The following is a 15,283-nucleotide window of genomic DNA, read 5'->3' on the forward strand; positions in this document are numbered from 1 at the left end:
GCAGGGGTCGGTGGGCCGGCCTCGGTTGTACTGCGGCCAGGCGTGCCGCCAGCGCGCCTACGAGCAGCGGGCGGCCACTCAGAAGGCCGGGCTGCCCGGTGACGTCGTCCTCGTGTCCCGCGCCGATCTGGACGGGTTGCAGGACCGGCTGTACCAGCTGCGCTGCGCCCTCGAGGACGTGCAGACCATGCTCACCGAGAAGCCCACGAAGGCAGAGCTCGAGCGCTCGCTGGCCGACCTGGTGCGTTCCACCGGGCGCCTCGACCGGCTCTGGGTCACCGAGCGCTCGAGCTGATCGCCTGGGATCAGTCCGGGTCCTGCGTGTCGTCGTCGGTGTTCTGGCCGGTCTGCCGGTTGCTGTTGTCGGGCAGGTCGCCCTGCTCCTCGCTGCCCGGGTCGTTGCCGCTGGTGTTTCCCGTGTCGTCGCTGGTTCCGTCATTGCGGTCCAGGCCGGCCGGATCCCCGCATGCGGTCAGCGTGGCCCCGCCCCCGAACAACGCCAGGGCGGCCAGCAGGGCGGCGAGCGGTCGTCTGATCTGCATGACTCGACCCTACGAACACCCGCGCACCGGCGCCCGTCGAACCGCCTGGACCCAGGTAATTACGTCACGGTTACGTAATTACCCGGGTCCAGGCGGACGAGGGGAGTGGTCGGTCGGGACGAACGGAGGGCATTCGGATGGGCGATCAGCGACCAGCGGCGTCGCCGCGAACCGACCATCAAGATCATCGACGGCAAGATCAACTTTGCGGGGGAGTCGGGGACCGGTCCGGAAGGCAGCGGAGCTCGGCGCGGGTGCCGATCCGCCGCGGCAGGACTCGGAGCGTCGGGCGAACTCGGAACGACGGCGCGCGTAGGTCTGAGCCAGTACACCGGAGCGCGTGGACGTCGTGCAGGCAGACGCAGGAAACTCGCGTCCAAGCCGGCATGAGGTGCAAGATCACCGACCCCTCCTCGCCGCCTGCACATAACGCCGATAATCAACGTTATGTCAACTCGCGCGGCGGACGACCTGGGTACCTGCTGCTGAGCCCATCCACGCGGGAGACGATGACCGCATGCCTGTTGCCTGGACGCACGTCGGCCGCTTCTGGACCAACGGCGAGCCGTTCCTGGCGCTGGACGAGGACCTCCTCCCGGCCTGGCACGGCTTGTCCGGTCAGGCCTACGAGGCGCTGGTCCCGCACCTGACCTACGAGCTCACCAGCATCCCGGTGGGCGCCGGCTCGGCCGCGGTCGTCCTGACCGATCCGGAGATCAGCGACGAGGGCTGGCTGGAGGTGTTCCGCGCCCACGACGGGAGCATCGCGGTGGTCCAGGTGAACGCCGAGGACTACCGCGGCGTGCTGGAGCTGGCCCTGCGCTACCCGACGACGGGCGACCAGCAGGGCGACGCCGTGACGGTGACCAGCGGCCGGCTGGCGTTCGTGAGCGCCGCCCTCGACGGTACCGGGGACGACGGGGCGCTCCTCATGCCCGAGTCCCCCGGGCCCACGCCGTCGTCCGACGCCGACGTGCCCGACGACGGCAGCCCCCTGCTCGTCGTCCCGCCCGGCAGCTTCCGGCTGTCGGTCCTCTGGCGCACCGAGCTCACCGAGGACGCCGTCTTCGCACGCTGGTTGTTCACCCGCACCGACCGGTGAGTTCCGTTCCGGGCAGGGGTCCTACCCGCATCCACCCCTCTCCCCCGGAGGTCCCCGTGCCCGGCACTGTCAGCGCGATCATCGTCACCCCCGACATCGAACGGCTGCGGTCGTCCTACGTCGGCCTGCTCGACGCCACCGAGCAGGAACGCTTCCCCGGGCACGGGCCGCTGTTCTACCTGGGTCTCGGCGTCGGCGACTCGCGGCTGGGCCTGCCCGCCGACGCCGCGGTGCAACCGGGCAGGCCCGGCCGGGTGCTTCTGAGCATCGACATGCCCGACGTCGACGCGCTCCTCCCCCGTGTCCAGGACCTCGGCGGCCAGGCACCGGCACCGGCACCGTCGAACGATCTGCCGTGGGGGCAGCGCGTCGCGCACATCACCGATCCCGACGGCAACGCGCTCAACGTGACCCAGCAGCTGGACGCCGCTCCGCCGGTTCCGCCGGCGATGTACGGGTAGCGGTCGGAAGACGATCCGACCGCGAGGAGAAGCGATGAGCGACCAGCGCCCCGACACCGGCGAGCGGAACGAGCCCGGCGGCACCCCGTCCCCCGGCCCGGATAACCTGACCGAGCGCCCCCTCTCCCCCGGCGACGACGGCTTCGCGAAGGCCGTGCCCGGCGCCTACGAGGCCGACGAGGCGGAGCAGGAGCGCGGCAAGGCGGTCAAGCCGGGCAACTAGGCCGAGCCCGGCACCTGGCCGCGCCGGGTCCTGCCCTGCAGCCACCATTGCAGCCGCGCGGTGATCCACGGCAGCATCACGAAGACCATGATCGGTGTGAGGACCGCGGTCATCACGAGGACCCGCAGGATCACGTGCACGTCGGCCAGGGCGGCGCCGAGGGTCACGGTGGCCAGCAGGTTCAGCGGGAAGAACACCAGCCAGATCGTGATGGACTGCTTCCACCGGGCCGGCGCGGCGGGAGCCGGGGCGGCGCCGACCTCCTCGGCGACGGGCGAGTCGAACCAGCTCTCGATGCCGGTGCGGCGCTCGGTGCGGGTCACCTCGGCCAGCCCCTGGGCCGACCGCAGCCACCACTGCCGCTCCGCGGACGCCTCCCAGCCGGACAGGGCCGTGTGATCGGCGAAGCGGGCGAGCATGTGCCACTCGTCGGCATCGCGGCGGGACCGCACCCAGCCGCCACCCAGGAATCCGGGAAAGGTCTCGGCCATGCTGAGGCCGGCGCGGATCCACGCCGTCATCTCGCGCGCGTGCGCCGGGTCGGCGCGCCGCGTGAAGGACACCGTCACCGGAAGGTCGTCCCGGAGCACGGTGGTGGGGGTCGTCATCGCTCAAGCATCCGGCGTGGGCAGCCGATGCGCGTCCCCGGAGGCGGTGTGAGGCGCGCCTCGTGACCGACACGGTTGCCGCTCCCCCGGTCCTCCCAGGCATGTGCGGTTGACTGCCGGACGTGGAGGTCCTCGGCCGGTTCTGGACGCGCGTCACCGCGACGGTGCCGGACCTGTCGACGACGGTGCTGCTGGCCACCGCGGCCGTGGCGGCGGTGCTGGTCCTCTCCCCCGCCCTGTGGCGTCCGGCCCGCAACGTCGTCACGATCGCCCACGAGGGCGCGCACGGCCTGGTCGCCCTGGCGGCCGGGCGGCGCCTGGCCGGCATCCGCCTGCACTCCGACACCTCCGGCCTGACCGTCTCGGCCGGTCGCCCCACCGGGCTGGGCATGGTGCTGACGTGCGCCGCCGGCTACACCGGGCCGGCCCTGTTCGGCCTGGGCGCGGCCGCGCTCCTCGGGGCCGGGCACGCCGTCGGATTGCTGTGGGCGCTCCTCGGCCTCCTGGCGCTGCTGCTGGTGCAGATCCGCAACTGGTACGGAATGTGGTCGGTCCTCGTCACCGGCGGCATCCTCTTCGCCGCCACGTGGTGGCTTCCCCCGGACGGGCAGGCCGCCTTCGCCGCGCTGGCCACCTGGTTCCTGCTGCTCGCCGCTCCCCGCGCCGTCCTCGAGCTGCAGGCCGCGCGCCGGCGACGGTCGGCCTCGGACTCCGATGCCGACCAGCTGGCCCGGCTCACGCCCTTCCCGGCGCTGTTCTGGGTGGCGTTCTTCCTGCTCGTCGACGTCGGTGCGCTCGTTCTGGGCGCGAGGTGGTTGCTCGGCTGAACCACCGACTAGATCAGTCCGCTGTTGGGGATAACGGTCGTAGCCGACGACGACGGCACCGGGGCGTCGCTCTGCGGCTGCTCCTCGTGCTGCCCGCCTGCTGCTGGCGCCGTCCAGCGCGGGAAGGACCTCCAGAGCGGGAGGAGGCGCCGCCGGGTTCAGCGCGAGGTGGGGCGGGACCGCCGCTGGGGCTCGCGGCCGGGCGGTTGGGTGACCGGCTCCACCGCGAGCGGCGGCGGCACGTCGAGCACCAGGTCGGCGTGGTCCACGGTCACCTGCCGGCCGTGGTGGCGGATCGGCAGCGGATCACCGTCCACCAACCGGTAGGTGGCCCGGCCCGGCTCCACGGTGACGGTCAGCTTGCGGCCGCGGTACACCACCCGGAACCGCAGGCGCGTGATCCGCTCCGGCAGCCGTGGCGCGAAGGTCAGCTCCCCCCCGTGGTCGCGGAGACCCCCGAAGCCGGCGACGGCGACGGTCCACCCGCCGGCCAGCGATGCGATGTGCAGCCCGTGCCCCGAGTTGTGGTGCAGGTTCTGCAGGTCGGTCAGAGCGGCCTCGGCCCAGTACTGGTGGGCGAGCTCCAGGTGACCGGTCTCCGCGGCGACGACGGCCTGCTGGGTGGCCGACAGCGAGGAGTCCCGCGTGGTGCGGGGCTCGTAGTAGGCGAAGTCGGCGATCTTCTCCTCGAGGGTGAACGCATCGCCGCGCAGGTGCAGCGCCATCACCAGGTCTGCCTGCTTCACCACCTGCGTCCGGTAGATCTCGAAGTAGGGGTAGTTCAGCAGCAGCGGGTACTTCCCCCGCGGCGTGCCCGCGAAGTCCCACTCCTCGTGGTGGGTGAACCCGTCGGACTGCATGTGCACGCCACGCTGGGTGTCGTAGGGCACCGCCATGAGCGACGCCGCCCGCAGCCACTCCGCCACCTCGTCGTCGGTGATCCCCAGGCGGGCCGCGACCTCGGGCTGGCGCCGCACCGCCTCGGCCGCCTCCCGCAGGTTCCGCTGCGCCATGAGGTTCGTGTAGACGTTGTTGTCGACCACGGCGGTGTACTCGTCGGGACCGGTGACGCCGTCGATGCGGAAGCCGTGCTCGGCGTCGAAGTGGCCCAGGGAGGCCCACAGCCGCGCCGTCTCCAGCAGCAGCTCGGCGCCGTAGTCGCGGTCGAAGGACTCGTCCAGGGTGGCGTGGTGGTACCGGATGACGGCGTCGGCGATGTCGGCGTTGATGTGGAAGGCCGCCGTCCCCGCCGGCCAGTACCCCGACGTCTCCTCGCCGCGGATCGTCCGCCACGGGAAGGCCGCGCCGCGCAGCCCGAGCACACGCGCGCGGTCGCGCGCCAGGCCCAGCGTCGAGTGCCGCCAGATCAGCGCGTCGCGGACCGCGTGCGGCGCGGTGTAGGTGAGGACCGGCAGCACGTAGGTCTCGGTGTCCCAGAACGTGTGGCCGTCGTACCCCGGCCCGGTGAGCCCCTTGGCGGGGATCGCCTGCCGCTCGGCGCGCAGCCCGGCCTGCAGGACGTGGAACATGCCCACCCGGACGGCCTGCTGCAGCTCGTCGTCGCCCTCGATCTCGACGTCGGCCTCGTCCCAGTGCTGGGCCAGCAGCTCGCGCTGCTCGCGCAGCAGCCGGTCGAAGCCGGCGAGCTTCGCGGTCGACAGCGCCGCCTCCACCTGGTCGCGCAGGGCCGGGGCCGACCGGCGCGAGGACCAGCCGTAGGCCAGGAACTTCACCAGGGTCAGGGAGCCACCGGGCGGGATGCGAGCGGCGAGGGAGTACCGGGCCAGGTCGCCGGCGGCCTCGGCGTCCTCCGTGCCGCTGTCGGGGATCTCGATGACGTGGTCCATGCCGGCGGCCACCCGCAGTCTGCTGCGCTTGGTGTGGTGCACCAGCACCGCCCTGCGACCGCGCGCGGCCGCCAGCTCGCACTGCAGCGGATTGGCGAGCGCGGCCGCGGCCCGCGGGTCGTCGTCGTGGGCCGCCATGCCGTCCTCGTTGGCCAGCAGGTCCGACTGCAGGGCGACGTAGAGGTCGCCCAGGTCGTCGACCACCTCGACCTTGTACTCGACGGCGGCGATCGAGCGGCGGACGAGCGACACCAGCCGGGTGCTGGTCACCCGGACCGTGCGCCCACCGGGCGAGCGCCATTCCGTGGCCCGGCGGAGCACGCCGGCGCGCAGGTCGAGGGTCCGCTGGTGCTCGATGATCTCGCCGTAGGTGAGGTCCAGCGGTGAGTCGTTCACCAGCAGCCGGATCAGCTTGCCGTCGGTGACGTTCACGACCGTCTGTCCCATCTCGGGGAACCCGTAGCCGGCCTCGGCATAGGGCAGCGGCCGTTCCTCGAAGAAGCCGTTGAGGTAGGTGCCCGGCACGGCGACCGGCTCCCCCTCCTCGAACGAGCCGCGCATGCCGATGTGGCCGTTGGCGAGCGCGAACACCGACTCGTGGACGCCGAGGGAGCCGTGGTCCAGCCCCACCTCGGTCAGTGCCCAGGGCTCGATGGGGAAGACGGCGCGGCCCTCGGTCACGAAGCGCCCAGCAGCTGGTCGAGGTCGGTCACGACGACGTCGGCGCCCGAGGAGGCCAGCTCGTCGGCCTGGCCCACCCGGTCGACGCCCACGACGAAGGCGAAGCCTCCCGCGCGCCCGGCGGCGACACCGGCCAGCGCGTCCTCGAACACCACGGCCTCCCCCGGCTGCACGCCCAGCGCGCGGGCGCCCGCGAGGAAGGTGTCCGGCGCCGGCTTGCCGCGCAGGCCGTCGCGGGCGGCGACGACGCCGTCCACCCGGGCGTCGATCAGGTCGGCGAAGCCGCCGGCGGCCACCACCTGCTCCCCGTTGGCAGACGCGGTGACCACCGCGGTGGCCAGCCCCGCCTGCTTGACCGCACGCAGGTACCGGACCGAGCCCTCGTAGACCTCCACGCCGTGCTCGTCGAGCTCGCGCAGCACCAGTTCGTTCTTGCGGGTGGCCAGGCCCTGCACCGTGGCGGCGTCCGGGGCGTCCCCGGCGGACCCCTCCGGCAGCGTCAGGCCCCGCCCGGCGAGGAAGTCGCGGACGCCGTCGGCGCGCGGCTTCCCGTCGACGTAGCGGTTGTAGTCCTCCTGCGAGAACGCCGGCTGGGCGGGATCAGTGGTGCGCAGGAACTCGTCGAACGTGCGCTTCCACGCCGCCATGTGCACGGTGGCGGTGCGTGTCAGCACGCCGTCGAGGTCGAAGAGGCAGGCGCGGACGCCGTCTGGCAGACCGAGTTCTCGCGGAGAGGGCACGGCGCGACGCTACCGGCGCACGGCGGTGCGCACGTGTCGGAGCAGCCACGGGGAAGTGACGGCGGGACCGGCGCCGACGGGCGCCCCTCTCCCCCGCTGCCTAGGGTCGCTGCGGGGACGGCGACCCGCAGCCGAGCGGCGCCTCCCGACGACCGACCGAGAGGACTCCCATGGCCGACCGGCCCACCCCACCGAACCCCTATGACTTCCTGCCGCAGGTGCCCGGCTTCACCGTCGCCAGCACCGACGTCAGCGACGGCCAGGTCCTGCCCCTGCCGCACGTCAGCGGCGTCATGGGGGCCGGCGGCGAGGACCGTTCACCGCAGCTGTCGTGGTCCGGTTTTCCCGAGGGCACGAAGAGCTTCGCCGTCACGGTGTACGACCCCGACGCGCCCACGGCCAGCGGCTTCTGGCACTGGGCGGTGGCCAACCTCCCCGCCTCGACCACCGAGCTGCCCTCGGGTGCGGGCGACAAGGACGCCCCGCAGCTGCCCGCGGGTGCGCTCCAGCTGCGCAACGACGGCGGCTTCGCCGGCTACGTGGGCGCCGCTCCGCCGGCCGGGCACGGCCCGCACCGCTACTTCGTGGTGGTGCACGCGGTGGACACCGAGACGCTGGACGTCGACGCCGACACCACCCCGGCGGTCCTGGGCTTCAACCTGTTCTTCCACACGCTGGCCCGCGCCACCCTGGTCCTCACCTACGAGGAGAACTGAGCGGCACCGTCCTCCCCGGCATCGACGGGGAGGACGGTCACCCGGGCAGTTCGGCCACGCAGGTCGTGGCCAGGCGGGCGAAGCCGACGCGCTCGTAGACGCGGGCGACGTCGTCGTCGCCCGCGGCGAGGAACACCAGGTCGGCGGTCTCCCGGGCGTGCTCGACCAGCGCGGAGGCGATCCCGGCACCCAGGCCCCGTGCCCGCAGGCGCGGCAGGGTGGCGACGCCGACGATCTCGCTGACCTCGGTGCCACCGATATCGATGGGCTGGTGCGAGCCGACCGCCACGGGCTGCCCGTCCTCGAGGGCCACCATCATGACGGTGCGGCCGGCCCCGATCCGTTCGCGCAGGGCGGCGGTGCGTGCGCGCGCCTCCGGTGAGGTGTCCAGCGGCGCCTCGTGCACGTCGGCCCGGCCGCCGGGGTGGGCGAAGGCGACATCGGCGACGCGCTGGTACTCCGGCAGCTGCGGGTCGTCGGCGCCGACGAGGAACAACCGGACGCCGGCCGGTAGCACGAGGTCGACCGGGTCGTCGGCCACGAGCAGCGGGAGCTCCTCGATCGGCATGCCGGCCGCGCGGACCGCGGCCGCCATCTCCGGCGAGCACTCGGGGATCCACTCCAGCGCCGCCGGCAGCCCCGCCCCCCGCTGCAGCTCGACCGCCGCGCGCACGTCCTCGACAGTGACCGGCTTCCCGCCGTCGCGGGCCGGCCGCGCCGGGTACGGCCAGGCCGGGTCGGCGAGGGGGACGTCCAGCGCACCGGCTCGCTCGAGGCGCGCGTCGGGCAGCGGCGCGGCGGCGAAGTAGCGCTCGATGCACTCGAGCGGCCCCGGGCGGGAAGACACATCAGAACCCTAGACGCGTCCGGGCCCGGGCGGGTCCCCCCGGCGCCCGTCCCGGGACCCGTGCCCACCCGCCCGGGTGACCCGCGCGCAGGTCATCGGCGGTCGGGACGGCACGATGGGTGCCGTGACGGCAGGGACACGCGGCTCCATATCGCCCTACGCGGTGTTCGACCGCGCCTCGTGGCGGGCGCTCGCGGCCGGTGACCGCCTGCCGCTCGACCAGGCCGAGCTGGAGTCGCTCGCGTCGCTGGGCGACCGGATCGACCTCGACGAGGTGGCCACCGTCTACCTGCCCCTCGCCCGGCTGCTGGACCTGCACGTGGCCGCCGGCCGCCGGTTGTGGGCGGCGCAGAGCGAGTTCCTCGGCGACTCGACCGCCAAGGTGCCGTTCGTCGTCGCCGTGGCGGGCAGCGTCGCCGTGGGGAAGAGCACGACCTCGCGGCTCCTGCAGACGCTCCTCGCCGCCGGTCCCGGGTCCCCCCGGGTCGACCTGGTCACCACCGACGGGTTCCTGCTGCCCAACGCCGTCCTGGCGGAGCGCGGCCTGCTCGGGCGCAAGGGCTTCCCGGAGAGCTACGACCGGCGGGCGCTGCTTCGCTTCCTCGCCGACGTGAAGTCCGGCCGCGAGGAGGTCGTGGCGCCCGTGTACGACCACCAGTCCTACGACGTCGTCGCCGGACAGGTGCAGGCGGTGGACCGACCCGACATCCTCGTGGTGGAGGGGCTGAACGTGCTCCAGGCCGGGCGCCGGACCGACGGGTCGGCGCCCGAGGTGTTCCTGTCGGACTTCTTCGACTTCTCCGTCTACGTCGACGCCGCGGAGAGCGACATCCAGCGCTGGTACGTCGAGCGCTTCCAGGCCCTGCGCCGGACCGCGTTCCAGGACACCTCCGCGTACTTCCACCGCTTCGCCGGGCTCTCCGAGGACGAGGCGCGCGAGACCGCGCTGAGCATCTGGTCGGCGGTCAACGGGCCGAACCTCCGGGACAACATCGCGCCCACCCGGTCGCGCGCCCGGCTGGTGCTGCAGAAGGCCGCCGACCACTCCGTGCGCCGGGTCCTGCTGCGCAAGCTCTGACCCGGCGGCCGTCGGCCGAGGCGACACGCCGAGGGCGACCGGGCGATCCACGCGTCGCCGGTCCCCGCCATGGCAGGACCTGACGACTCCTTCGGGGGATCAGGTGATCCGAATCACGTGACTTGGAGCACCTGGCGTGCCGACACTGGGTGAGACGCGTAAGCGTTCATGTACACCTAGTGACTGCCGGCTTCCCCCGGCCGAACGGAAGTGACCGCCATGTGCGCACACCGCAGCCCCTGCCCCGAGGCCACCAGCGAGGCCCGTGACCTCGCCGCCGTGGTCAGCAGCCACCCCGAGCAGGGGTGGCGGCTGCTCTGCAACGGCGTCGTCCTGTTCGACGACGACGGCGAGCTGCTCCCCGACGGCCGCGCGTTCAGCGACCACCACGTGTGGCTGGCCCCGGACCTCGTCAGCGCCTGAGAAGACCCGGCCGTCCCGCCGCCTCCTGTGCGGCGCGCTCCACCCGGTCGCGGTACTCCTGCCACCAGGCGGCGTCGTGCTCGGGCAGGTTGTCGCCGACCCACTGGTTGCCGACGACGCCGTCGATGAGCTCCCGCACGATGTCGACGTGCCCGGCGTGCCGGTGGGTCTCGGCGATGACGTGGACCAGGACGCGGTGCAGGGTCACCTGACTGCCACCGTCGGGCCCCCACCACGGGACCCGGCCGACCGCGTCGATCGGCAGCTCGGCGACGGCGGCATCGGTCTGCGCCCACGCGCGGCGATAGCCCTCGAGGATCGCCTCGCGCGACTCCTCCGCGGTGGCCCACATGTCGACGTTGTCCTCGGCGTCGTCGTCGAACCACGGGTGCGCGAGGCCGACCGGGCGTCCGAACGGAACGCTGAAGTAGCCCACCTCGACCAGCGCCACGTGCTTGATCACGCCCAGCACGTTCGTGCCCGTCGGTGTCAGCGGGCGCCGGACGTCGTGCTCGGACAGACCGTCGGCCTTGAGCAGGAGCACGTCGCGGCCCTCCTGCAGGTAGTCCCTGAGGTCGGCCTTGAGCTGGTCCCCGCCGGTCATGACGGGCAGCCTCCCACGAGGCGCCGACAGAACGGTCGTTACCGCGCGGCCCCCACCACGTCGGCCGCCGTGCCCAGGTCGTCGGGCGCCCCCTGGGCGGGGCCGGGCACGGTGCTCGGCACCTCACGCGGCTCCGGATCGGCGAAGGCCTCCGGCGGCGGGCACGAGCAGACCAGGTTCCGGTCGCCGTAGGCCTGGTCGATCCGCCGCACCGGGCTGAGATAGCCACGCCCCTTCAGCGCCGGGACCGGGTAGACGGCCTCGCTCCGGGGATAGGGCCGACCCCACTCCCCCGCCACCATCGCGAGCGTGTGCGGGGCGTTGCGCAGCGGATTGTCCTCCCGGTCGTACTCCCCCGTGGCCACCTTCTCGATCTCGCCCCGGATGTGCACCATGGCGTCGACGAAGCGGTCGAGCTCGGCCTTGTCCTCGCTCTCGGTCGGCTCGACCATCAGCGTTCCGGCCACCGGGAAGCTCATCGTCGGCGCGTGGAAGCCGAAGTCGATGAGCCGCTTGGCGATGTCGTCGTTGGTGACGCCGGTGGCCTTGGTGAGCGGGCGGATGTCGAGGATGCACTCGTGGGCGACGAGCCCGTTCCCGCCGGTGTAGAGCACCGGGAAGTGCTCCCGCAGCCGGGCGGCCAGGTAGTTCGCGCCCAGGATGGCGTGCTGGGTCGCCCGGGTGAGCCCGTCGGGGCCCATCAACCGCATGTAGGCCCACGAGATCGGCAGGATGTCCGCCGATCCCCACGGGGCCGACGAGACGACCGGGCCGGTGTTGCCGGTGTCCACGACCGGGTGGCCCGGAAGGAACGGCACGAGGTGCTCCCGGACGCCGATGGGGCCCACCCCGGGCCCGCCGCCGCCGTGCGGGATGCAGAAGGTCTTGTGCAGGTTCAGATGGCTGACGTCGGAGCCGAAGCGGCCGGGGCGCGCGAGCCCGACCATGGCGTTGAGGTTCGCGCCGTCCACGTAGACCTGGCCGCCGGCGTCGTGCACCGCCCCGCAGATCTCCTGGATGTCGACCTCGAACACCCCGTGCGTCGACGGGTAGGTGATCATCAGCGCGGCCAGCCGGTCGGCGTGCTGCTCCACCTTCGCGCGAAGGTCCGCGACGTCGACGTTGCCGGCCTCGTCGCAGGCCACGACGACCACGCGCATGCCGGCCATCACGGCGCTGGCCGCGTTGGTGCCGTGGGCCGAGCTCGGGATCAGGCAGACGTCGCGCTGCTCGTCCCCGCGCGATCGGTGGTAGCCGCGGATCGCCAGGAGACCGGCGAACTCGCCCTGGGATCCGGCGTTGGGCTGCACGCTCACCGCGGCGTAGCCGGTGACCTCGGCCAGACCGGCGCAGAGCTCGTCGATCAGCTGCCGGTAGCCGCGGGCCTGCTCGGCCGGCGCGAAGGGATGCAGGTTCGCGAACTCCGGCCAGGTGATGGCGGCCATCTCGGTGGCGGCGTTGAGCTTCATCGTGCACGAGCCCAGCGGGATCATCGTGCGGTCCAGCGCCAGGTCCTTGTCGCTGAGCGATCGCAGGTACCGCAGCATCGCCGTCTCGGAGCGGTGCGCGGAGAAGACCGGGTGGGTGAGGAACGGCGTCCGGCGGCGCAGCTCGTCGGGCAGCGCGACCGCGCCGGCGTCGTCGAGGGCCGCGTCGTCCACGGCGACGCCGAACGCCTCGGCGACCGATCGCAGGGTCGCCGGCGTCGTCGTCTCGTCGCAGGCGACCTGCACGGTGTCGGCGTCGACCTGCCAGAGGTTGATCCGCCGCTCGGCGGCTGCCGCGACCACCTCGGCCGCGCGGCCGGGCACCGACACCTGGATCGTGTCGAAGAACTGCTCGTGCGCCAGCGCGAGCCCGCCGGCGCGCAGCCAGCCGGCCAGCACGGTGGCGCTGCGGTGCACCCGGGCAGCGATCGCGGTGAGGCCGTCGGGCCCGTGGTAGACGGCGTAGGCGCCGGCCATGACGGCCAGCAGCACCTGGGCGGTGCAGATGTTGCTGGTCGCCTTCTCGCGACGGATGTGCTGCTCGCGGGTCTGCAGGGCCAGCCGGTAGGCGACGTCGCCGTCGGCGTCCAGGGAGACGCCGACGAGGCGTCCGGGCAGCTGGCGGGCCAGTCCTTCGCGCACCGACAGGTAACCGGCGTGCGGACCGCCGTAGCCCATGGGGACGCCGAAGCGCTGGCTGGTGCCGCAGGCGACGTCGGCGCCCCACTCCCCCGGTGCCTCCAGCAGCGTCAGGGCGAGCAGGTCGGCGGCGACGACGACGGACGCGCCGGCCTCGTGTGCGGCAGCGGCCAGGGCCCGGTGGTCGCGGACGGCGCCGCTGGCGCCCGGGTAGGACAGCAGGACGCCGAACGCGCCGGCCTCGGGCAGGTCGGTCGGCCAGCCGGCGGACAGGTCGGCGACGTGCAGCCCGATACCCAGCGGCTCGGCGCGGGTCCGCAGCACCCCGAGGGTCTGCGGCAGCGTGTCGGCGTCCACGACGAACACCGCGTCCGGCTTCGCGCGCCCGGCGCGGCGCACCAGGGTCATCGCCTCCGCGGCGGCGGTCGCCTCGTCGAGCATGGAGGCGCCCGCGACGTCCAGGCCGGTGAGGTCGGCGACCGTCGTCTGGAAGTTGATCAGCGCCTCGAGCCGGCCCTGGCTGATCTCGGGCTGGTAGGGCGTGTAGGCGGTGTACCAGGCCGGGTTCTCCAGCACGGTGCGCTGGATGACCGGCGGCGTGACGGTGCCGGCGTAGCCGAGCCCGATCATCGAGGTGAACACCGCGTTGGCCGCCGCGCGCTCGCGGAGCAGCGCCAGGACCGCGGCCTCGTCCTGCGCCGGGGGCAGCGCCAGCGGCTCCCGGTCCCGCACGCCCTCGGGGACGCAGGCGTCGACGAGTGATTCCAGGGACTGGTGCCCGACGACCTCCAGCATCGCGGCGGTGTCACCGGGGCGCGGGCCGATGTGCCGGCCGATGAACGATCCCGCGGGGTCCAGGGCGTTCAGTGAGGGCAGCGGCGCGGGCACGTCAGCGCGGAGGGTCACTGTCCCGACGCTACCAGCGCCGCGCACACCCACCGGGACGGCCGAAGGGCCCTCCCCGCAGCGCGGGGAGGGCCCTTCGGAGACGAGGAGTCAGGCGGTGGCGGCCCGGCGGCGACGGCGCATGGAGAGCTCGTCGTCCGACGGCACCACCTGGCCGCCGTCGATGCGTTCGGCGGGCAGCTCGGCGAGCTCACCGGAGAGCTCGCGCAGCGCGCCGGAGACGGCGATGCCGAAGACACCCTGCCCGCCGGCCAGCAGGTCGACGACCTCCTCGGCGGAGGTGCACTCGTAGACCGTGGCGCCGTCGGAGAAGAGCGTGACGTTGGCCAGCTCCTTCACCCCGCGCTGGCGGAGGTGGTCGACGGCCTTGCGGATGTTCTGCAGCGAGACGCCGGTGTCCAGCAGCCGCTTGACGACCTTGAGCACCAGGATGTCGCGGAAGGAGTACAGCCGCTGGGTGCCCGAGCCGGTGGCGCTGCGGACCGAGGGTGCCACGAGCCCGGTTCGGGCCCAGTAGTCCAGCTGGCGGTAGGTGATGCCGGCGGCGGAGCACGCGGTCGGGCCGCGGTAGCCAACCAGGTCGGAGTCGGCATCGTCGTACGACGGCGCCCCGACGGCGGCGTCGCTGAACAGCTGACCCTGGGAGCCGTTGTCCTGGTCGCTCACGCTCAGCGTCCTCCTCATCCCGCCGCGAGTTGCAGCAGGTCGACGGCCCGCACCCGGGAGACCAGGTGTCACACCGTTGTTGTCCGCCGACGGTAAGCCGGGCCGGGGGGCCGGTCAACTGAGCGGGACGGCGTGTCGGGACCGCTCACTCATTTCGAGTGATGATCCGTCGCCAGCTGCCGATAGGAAGTGGTTGGGCTCCGGCAGGTGAGGTGCTGGAACGGCCCCGCTGCAGGGACCCGCCGCCAGCGTTCGAGTGGCGGGGGCAGCGGGGTCCTTCTTCAGGCGGGGCCGCCGCCGGACCCGGAGCCCGCCCCGAAGTCCTCCGGGGAGATCTGGTCGAGGAACTCGCGGAACTTCTCGACCTCGTCCTCCTGCTCGTCGGGGATCTCGATGCCGACCTCGTCGAGGAGGTCCTCGGCGCCGTAGATGGGAGCTCCGGTGCGGACGGCCAGCGCGACGGCGTCCGACGGACGGGCGCTGACGATCCGGTCGTCGCCGAACACCAGCTCGGCGATGTAGATGCCGTCGCGCATCTCGGTGATGTTGACCGCCTCCAGCTCAGCGCCCAGCGTGCGCACGACCTCGCGCAGCAGGTCGTGGGTCATCGGGCGGGCCGGGCGGACGCCCTGCTGCTCGAACGCGATCGCGGCGGCCTCGACCGCGCCGATCCAGATGGGCAGGTACCGCTCACCCTGCGTCTCCTTGAGCAGCAGGATGGGCTGGTTGCCCGGCAGTTCGACGCGGACGCCGACGACTCGAAGCTCCTGCACGGTGCGGCTCCTCGGCTGCGGCCCGGGGTCGGGCGGAACGGTCTGGTCAGACGGCCGGTCACGGGTCGGGACGTCGATCGGGCTCGGGCGGCGACGTCCCCACGGTACGCCCG

General features: G+C 73.2%; 17 protein-coding genes. 8 read left to right on the forward strand and 9 right to left on the reverse strand.

Going from position 1 to position 15,283, the window contains the following annotated elements:
* Positions 1-10: 10 nt before the first annotated feature.
* The gene (locus C5508_RS05200; protein WP_104523883.1) at positions 11-295 is read left to right on the forward strand and encodes a hypothetical protein; all 285 of its coding nucleotides are present in this window, start codon (positions 11-13) and stop codon (positions 293-295) included.
* A gap of 10 nt (positions 296-305) precedes the next feature.
* On the opposite strand, the gene C5508_RS05205 is transcribed toward C5508_RS05200, so the two are convergent.
* Positions 306-542 carry a hypothetical protein gene (locus C5508_RS05205; protein ID WP_104523884.1) on the reverse strand — a complete coding sequence of 79 codons (237 nt, stop codon included), beginning with the start codon at positions 540-542 and terminating at the stop codon, positions 306-308.
* A 517-nt stretch (positions 543-1,059) separates the two neighbouring features.
* Between C5508_RS05205 and C5508_RS05210 the strand changes: the two genes are divergently transcribed.
* Genes C5508_RS05210 through C5508_RS05220 form a run of 3 tightly spaced genes read left to right on the forward strand, consistent with a single transcriptional unit; the run spans position 1,060 to position 2,328 of the window.
* Positions 1,060-1,644, forward strand: a complete 585-nt coding sequence (locus tag C5508_RS05210) for a hypothetical protein (protein WP_104523885.1) — start codon at positions 1,060-1,062, stop codon at positions 1,642-1,644.
* A 56-nt stretch (positions 1,645-1,700) separates the two neighbouring features.
* Entirely contained in the window at positions 1,701-2,105 is a 405-nt protein-coding gene (locus C5508_RS05215; RefSeq protein WP_104523886.1) for a VOC family protein, read from the forward strand.
* A 34-nt stretch (positions 2,106-2,139) separates the two neighbouring features.
* Positions 2,140-2,328, forward strand: a complete 189-nt coding sequence (locus C5508_RS05220) for a hypothetical protein (RefSeq protein ID WP_104523887.1) — start codon at positions 2,140-2,142, stop codon at positions 2,326-2,328.
* Here the strand turns inward: C5508_RS05220 and C5508_RS05225 are convergent.
* Entirely contained in the window at positions 2,325-2,936 is a 612-nt protein-coding gene (locus tag C5508_RS05225; RefSeq protein WP_104523888.1) for an antibiotic biosynthesis monooxygenase, read from the reverse strand. The genes C5508_RS05220 and C5508_RS05225 overlap by 4 nt on opposite strands.
* A 122-nt stretch (positions 2,937-3,058) precedes the next feature.
* Between C5508_RS05225 and C5508_RS05230 the strand changes: the two genes are divergently transcribed.
* A complete protein-coding gene (locus C5508_RS05230; RefSeq protein ID WP_104523889.1) occupies positions 3,059-3,763 on the forward strand; it encodes a M50 family metallopeptidase in 705 nt (234 codons plus the stop codon).
* Positions 3,764-3,921: 158 nt separating this feature from the next.
* Here C5508_RS05230 and C5508_RS05235 read toward each other — a convergent pair whose 3' ends face one another.
* The gene (locus C5508_RS05235; RefSeq protein ID WP_104523890.1) at positions 3,922-6,291 is read right to left on the reverse strand and encodes a glycoside hydrolase family 65 protein; all 2,370 of its coding nucleotides are present in this window, start codon (positions 6,289-6,291) and stop codon (positions 3,922-3,924) included.
* Positions 6,288-7,031, reverse strand: a complete 744-nt coding sequence (locus C5508_RS05240) for an HAD family hydrolase (RefSeq protein ID WP_104523891.1) — start codon at positions 7,029-7,031, stop codon at positions 6,288-6,290. Before C5508_RS05240 ends, C5508_RS05235 begins: the two co-directional genes overlap by 4 nt.
* Before the next feature lie 170 nt (positions 7,032-7,201).
* Here C5508_RS05240 and C5508_RS05245 point away from each other — a divergent pair, with 170 nt between their 5' ends.
* Positions 7,202-7,747: a YbhB/YbcL family Raf kinase inhibitor-like protein gene (locus tag C5508_RS05245; protein ID WP_104523892.1), complete on the forward strand. Its 546-nt coding sequence runs from the start codon at positions 7,202-7,204 to the stop codon at positions 7,745-7,747.
* Positions 7,748-7,784: 37 nt separating this feature from the next.
* Here C5508_RS05245 and C5508_RS05250 read toward each other — a convergent pair whose 3' ends face one another.
* Positions 7,785-8,594, reverse strand: coding sequence for a GNAT family N-acetyltransferase (locus C5508_RS05250; protein ID WP_104523893.1), 810 nt, complete (start codon positions 8,592-8,594; stop codon positions 7,785-7,787).
* A 115-nt stretch (positions 8,595-8,709) separates the two neighbouring features.
* On the opposite strand from C5508_RS05250, the gene coaA reads away from it, so the two are divergent.
* Both coaA and C5508_RS05260 read left to right on the forward strand, forming a co-directional pair.
* Positions 8,710-9,672, forward strand: coding sequence for a type I pantothenate kinase (coaA, locus tag C5508_RS05255; RefSeq protein ID WP_104523920.1), 963 nt, complete (start codon positions 8,710-8,712; stop codon positions 9,670-9,672).
* A 219-nt stretch (positions 9,673-9,891) separates the two neighbouring features.
* The gene (locus tag C5508_RS05260) at positions 9,892-10,095 is read left to right on the forward strand and encodes a DUF5999 family protein (RefSeq protein ID WP_104523921.1); all 204 of its coding nucleotides are present in this window, start codon (positions 9,892-9,894) and stop codon (positions 10,093-10,095) included.
* Here the strand turns inward: C5508_RS05260 and C5508_RS05265 are convergent.
* From C5508_RS05265 to C5508_RS05280, 4 genes are all read right to left on the reverse strand, one after another.
* A complete protein-coding gene (locus C5508_RS05265) occupies positions 10,085-10,699 on the reverse strand; it encodes a DinB family protein (protein WP_104523894.1) in 615 nt (204 codons plus the stop codon). The genes C5508_RS05260 and C5508_RS05265 overlap by 11 nt on opposite strands.
* A gap of 38 nt (positions 10,700-10,737) precedes the next feature.
* Entirely contained in the window at positions 10,738-13,731 is a 2,994-nt protein-coding gene (gene gcvP / locus C5508_RS05270; protein WP_232796931.1) for an aminomethyl-transferring glycine dehydrogenase, read from the reverse strand.
* 90 nt (positions 13,732-13,821) lie between these two features.
* Positions 13,822-14,397 carry a MerR family transcriptional regulator gene (locus tag C5508_RS05275; RefSeq protein WP_104523895.1) on the reverse strand — a complete coding sequence of 192 codons (576 nt, stop codon included), beginning with the start codon at positions 14,395-14,397 and terminating at the stop codon, positions 13,822-13,824.
* Between the two features lie 281 nt (positions 14,398-14,678).
* Positions 14,679-15,170: a bifunctional nuclease family protein gene (locus tag C5508_RS05280; protein WP_104523896.1), complete on the reverse strand. Its 492-nt coding sequence runs from the start codon at positions 15,168-15,170 to the stop codon at positions 14,679-14,681.
* Between the last annotated feature and the right edge of the window lie 113 nt (positions 15,171-15,283).

Origin of the sequence: Blastococcus atacamensis (genome assembly GCF_002938425.1) — a bacterium.
Lineage (GTDB): Bacteria > Actinomycetota > Actinomycetes > Mycobacteriales > Geodermatophilaceae > Blastococcus > Blastococcus atacamensis.

Excerpts from the sequence above, each read along its gene's own strand:
- coaA (WP_104523920.1), top strand. The coding sequence starts at position 8,710 with ATGGGTGCCGTGACGGCAGGGACACGCGGCTCCATATCGCCCTACGCG.
- C5508_RS05220 (WP_104523887.1), top strand. The coding sequence starts at position 2,140 with ATGAGCGACCAGCGCCCCGACACCGGCGAGCGGAACGAGCCCGGCGGC.
- C5508_RS05245 (WP_104523892.1), top strand. The coding sequence starts at position 7,202 with ATGGCCGACCGGCCCACCCCACCGAACCCCTATGACTTCCTGCCGCAG.
- C5508_RS05265 (WP_104523894.1), bottom strand. The coding sequence starts at position 10,699 with ATGACCGGCGGGGACCAGCTCAAGGCCGACCTCAGGGACTACCTGCAG.
- C5508_RS05260 (WP_104523921.1), top strand. The coding sequence starts at position 9,892 with ATGTGCGCACACCGCAGCCCCTGCCCCGAGGCCACCAGCGAGGCCCGT.
- C5508_RS05205 (WP_104523884.1), bottom strand. The coding sequence starts at position 542 with ATGCAGATCAGACGACCGCTCGCCGCCCTGCTGGCCGCCCTGGCGTTG.
- C5508_RS05210 (WP_104523885.1), top strand. The coding sequence starts at position 1,060 with ATGCCTGTTGCCTGGACGCACGTCGGCCGCTTCTGGACCAACGGCGAG.
- C5508_RS05225 (WP_104523888.1), bottom strand. The coding sequence starts at position 2,936 with ATGACGACCCCCACCACCGTGCTCCGGGACGACCTTCCGGTGACGGTG.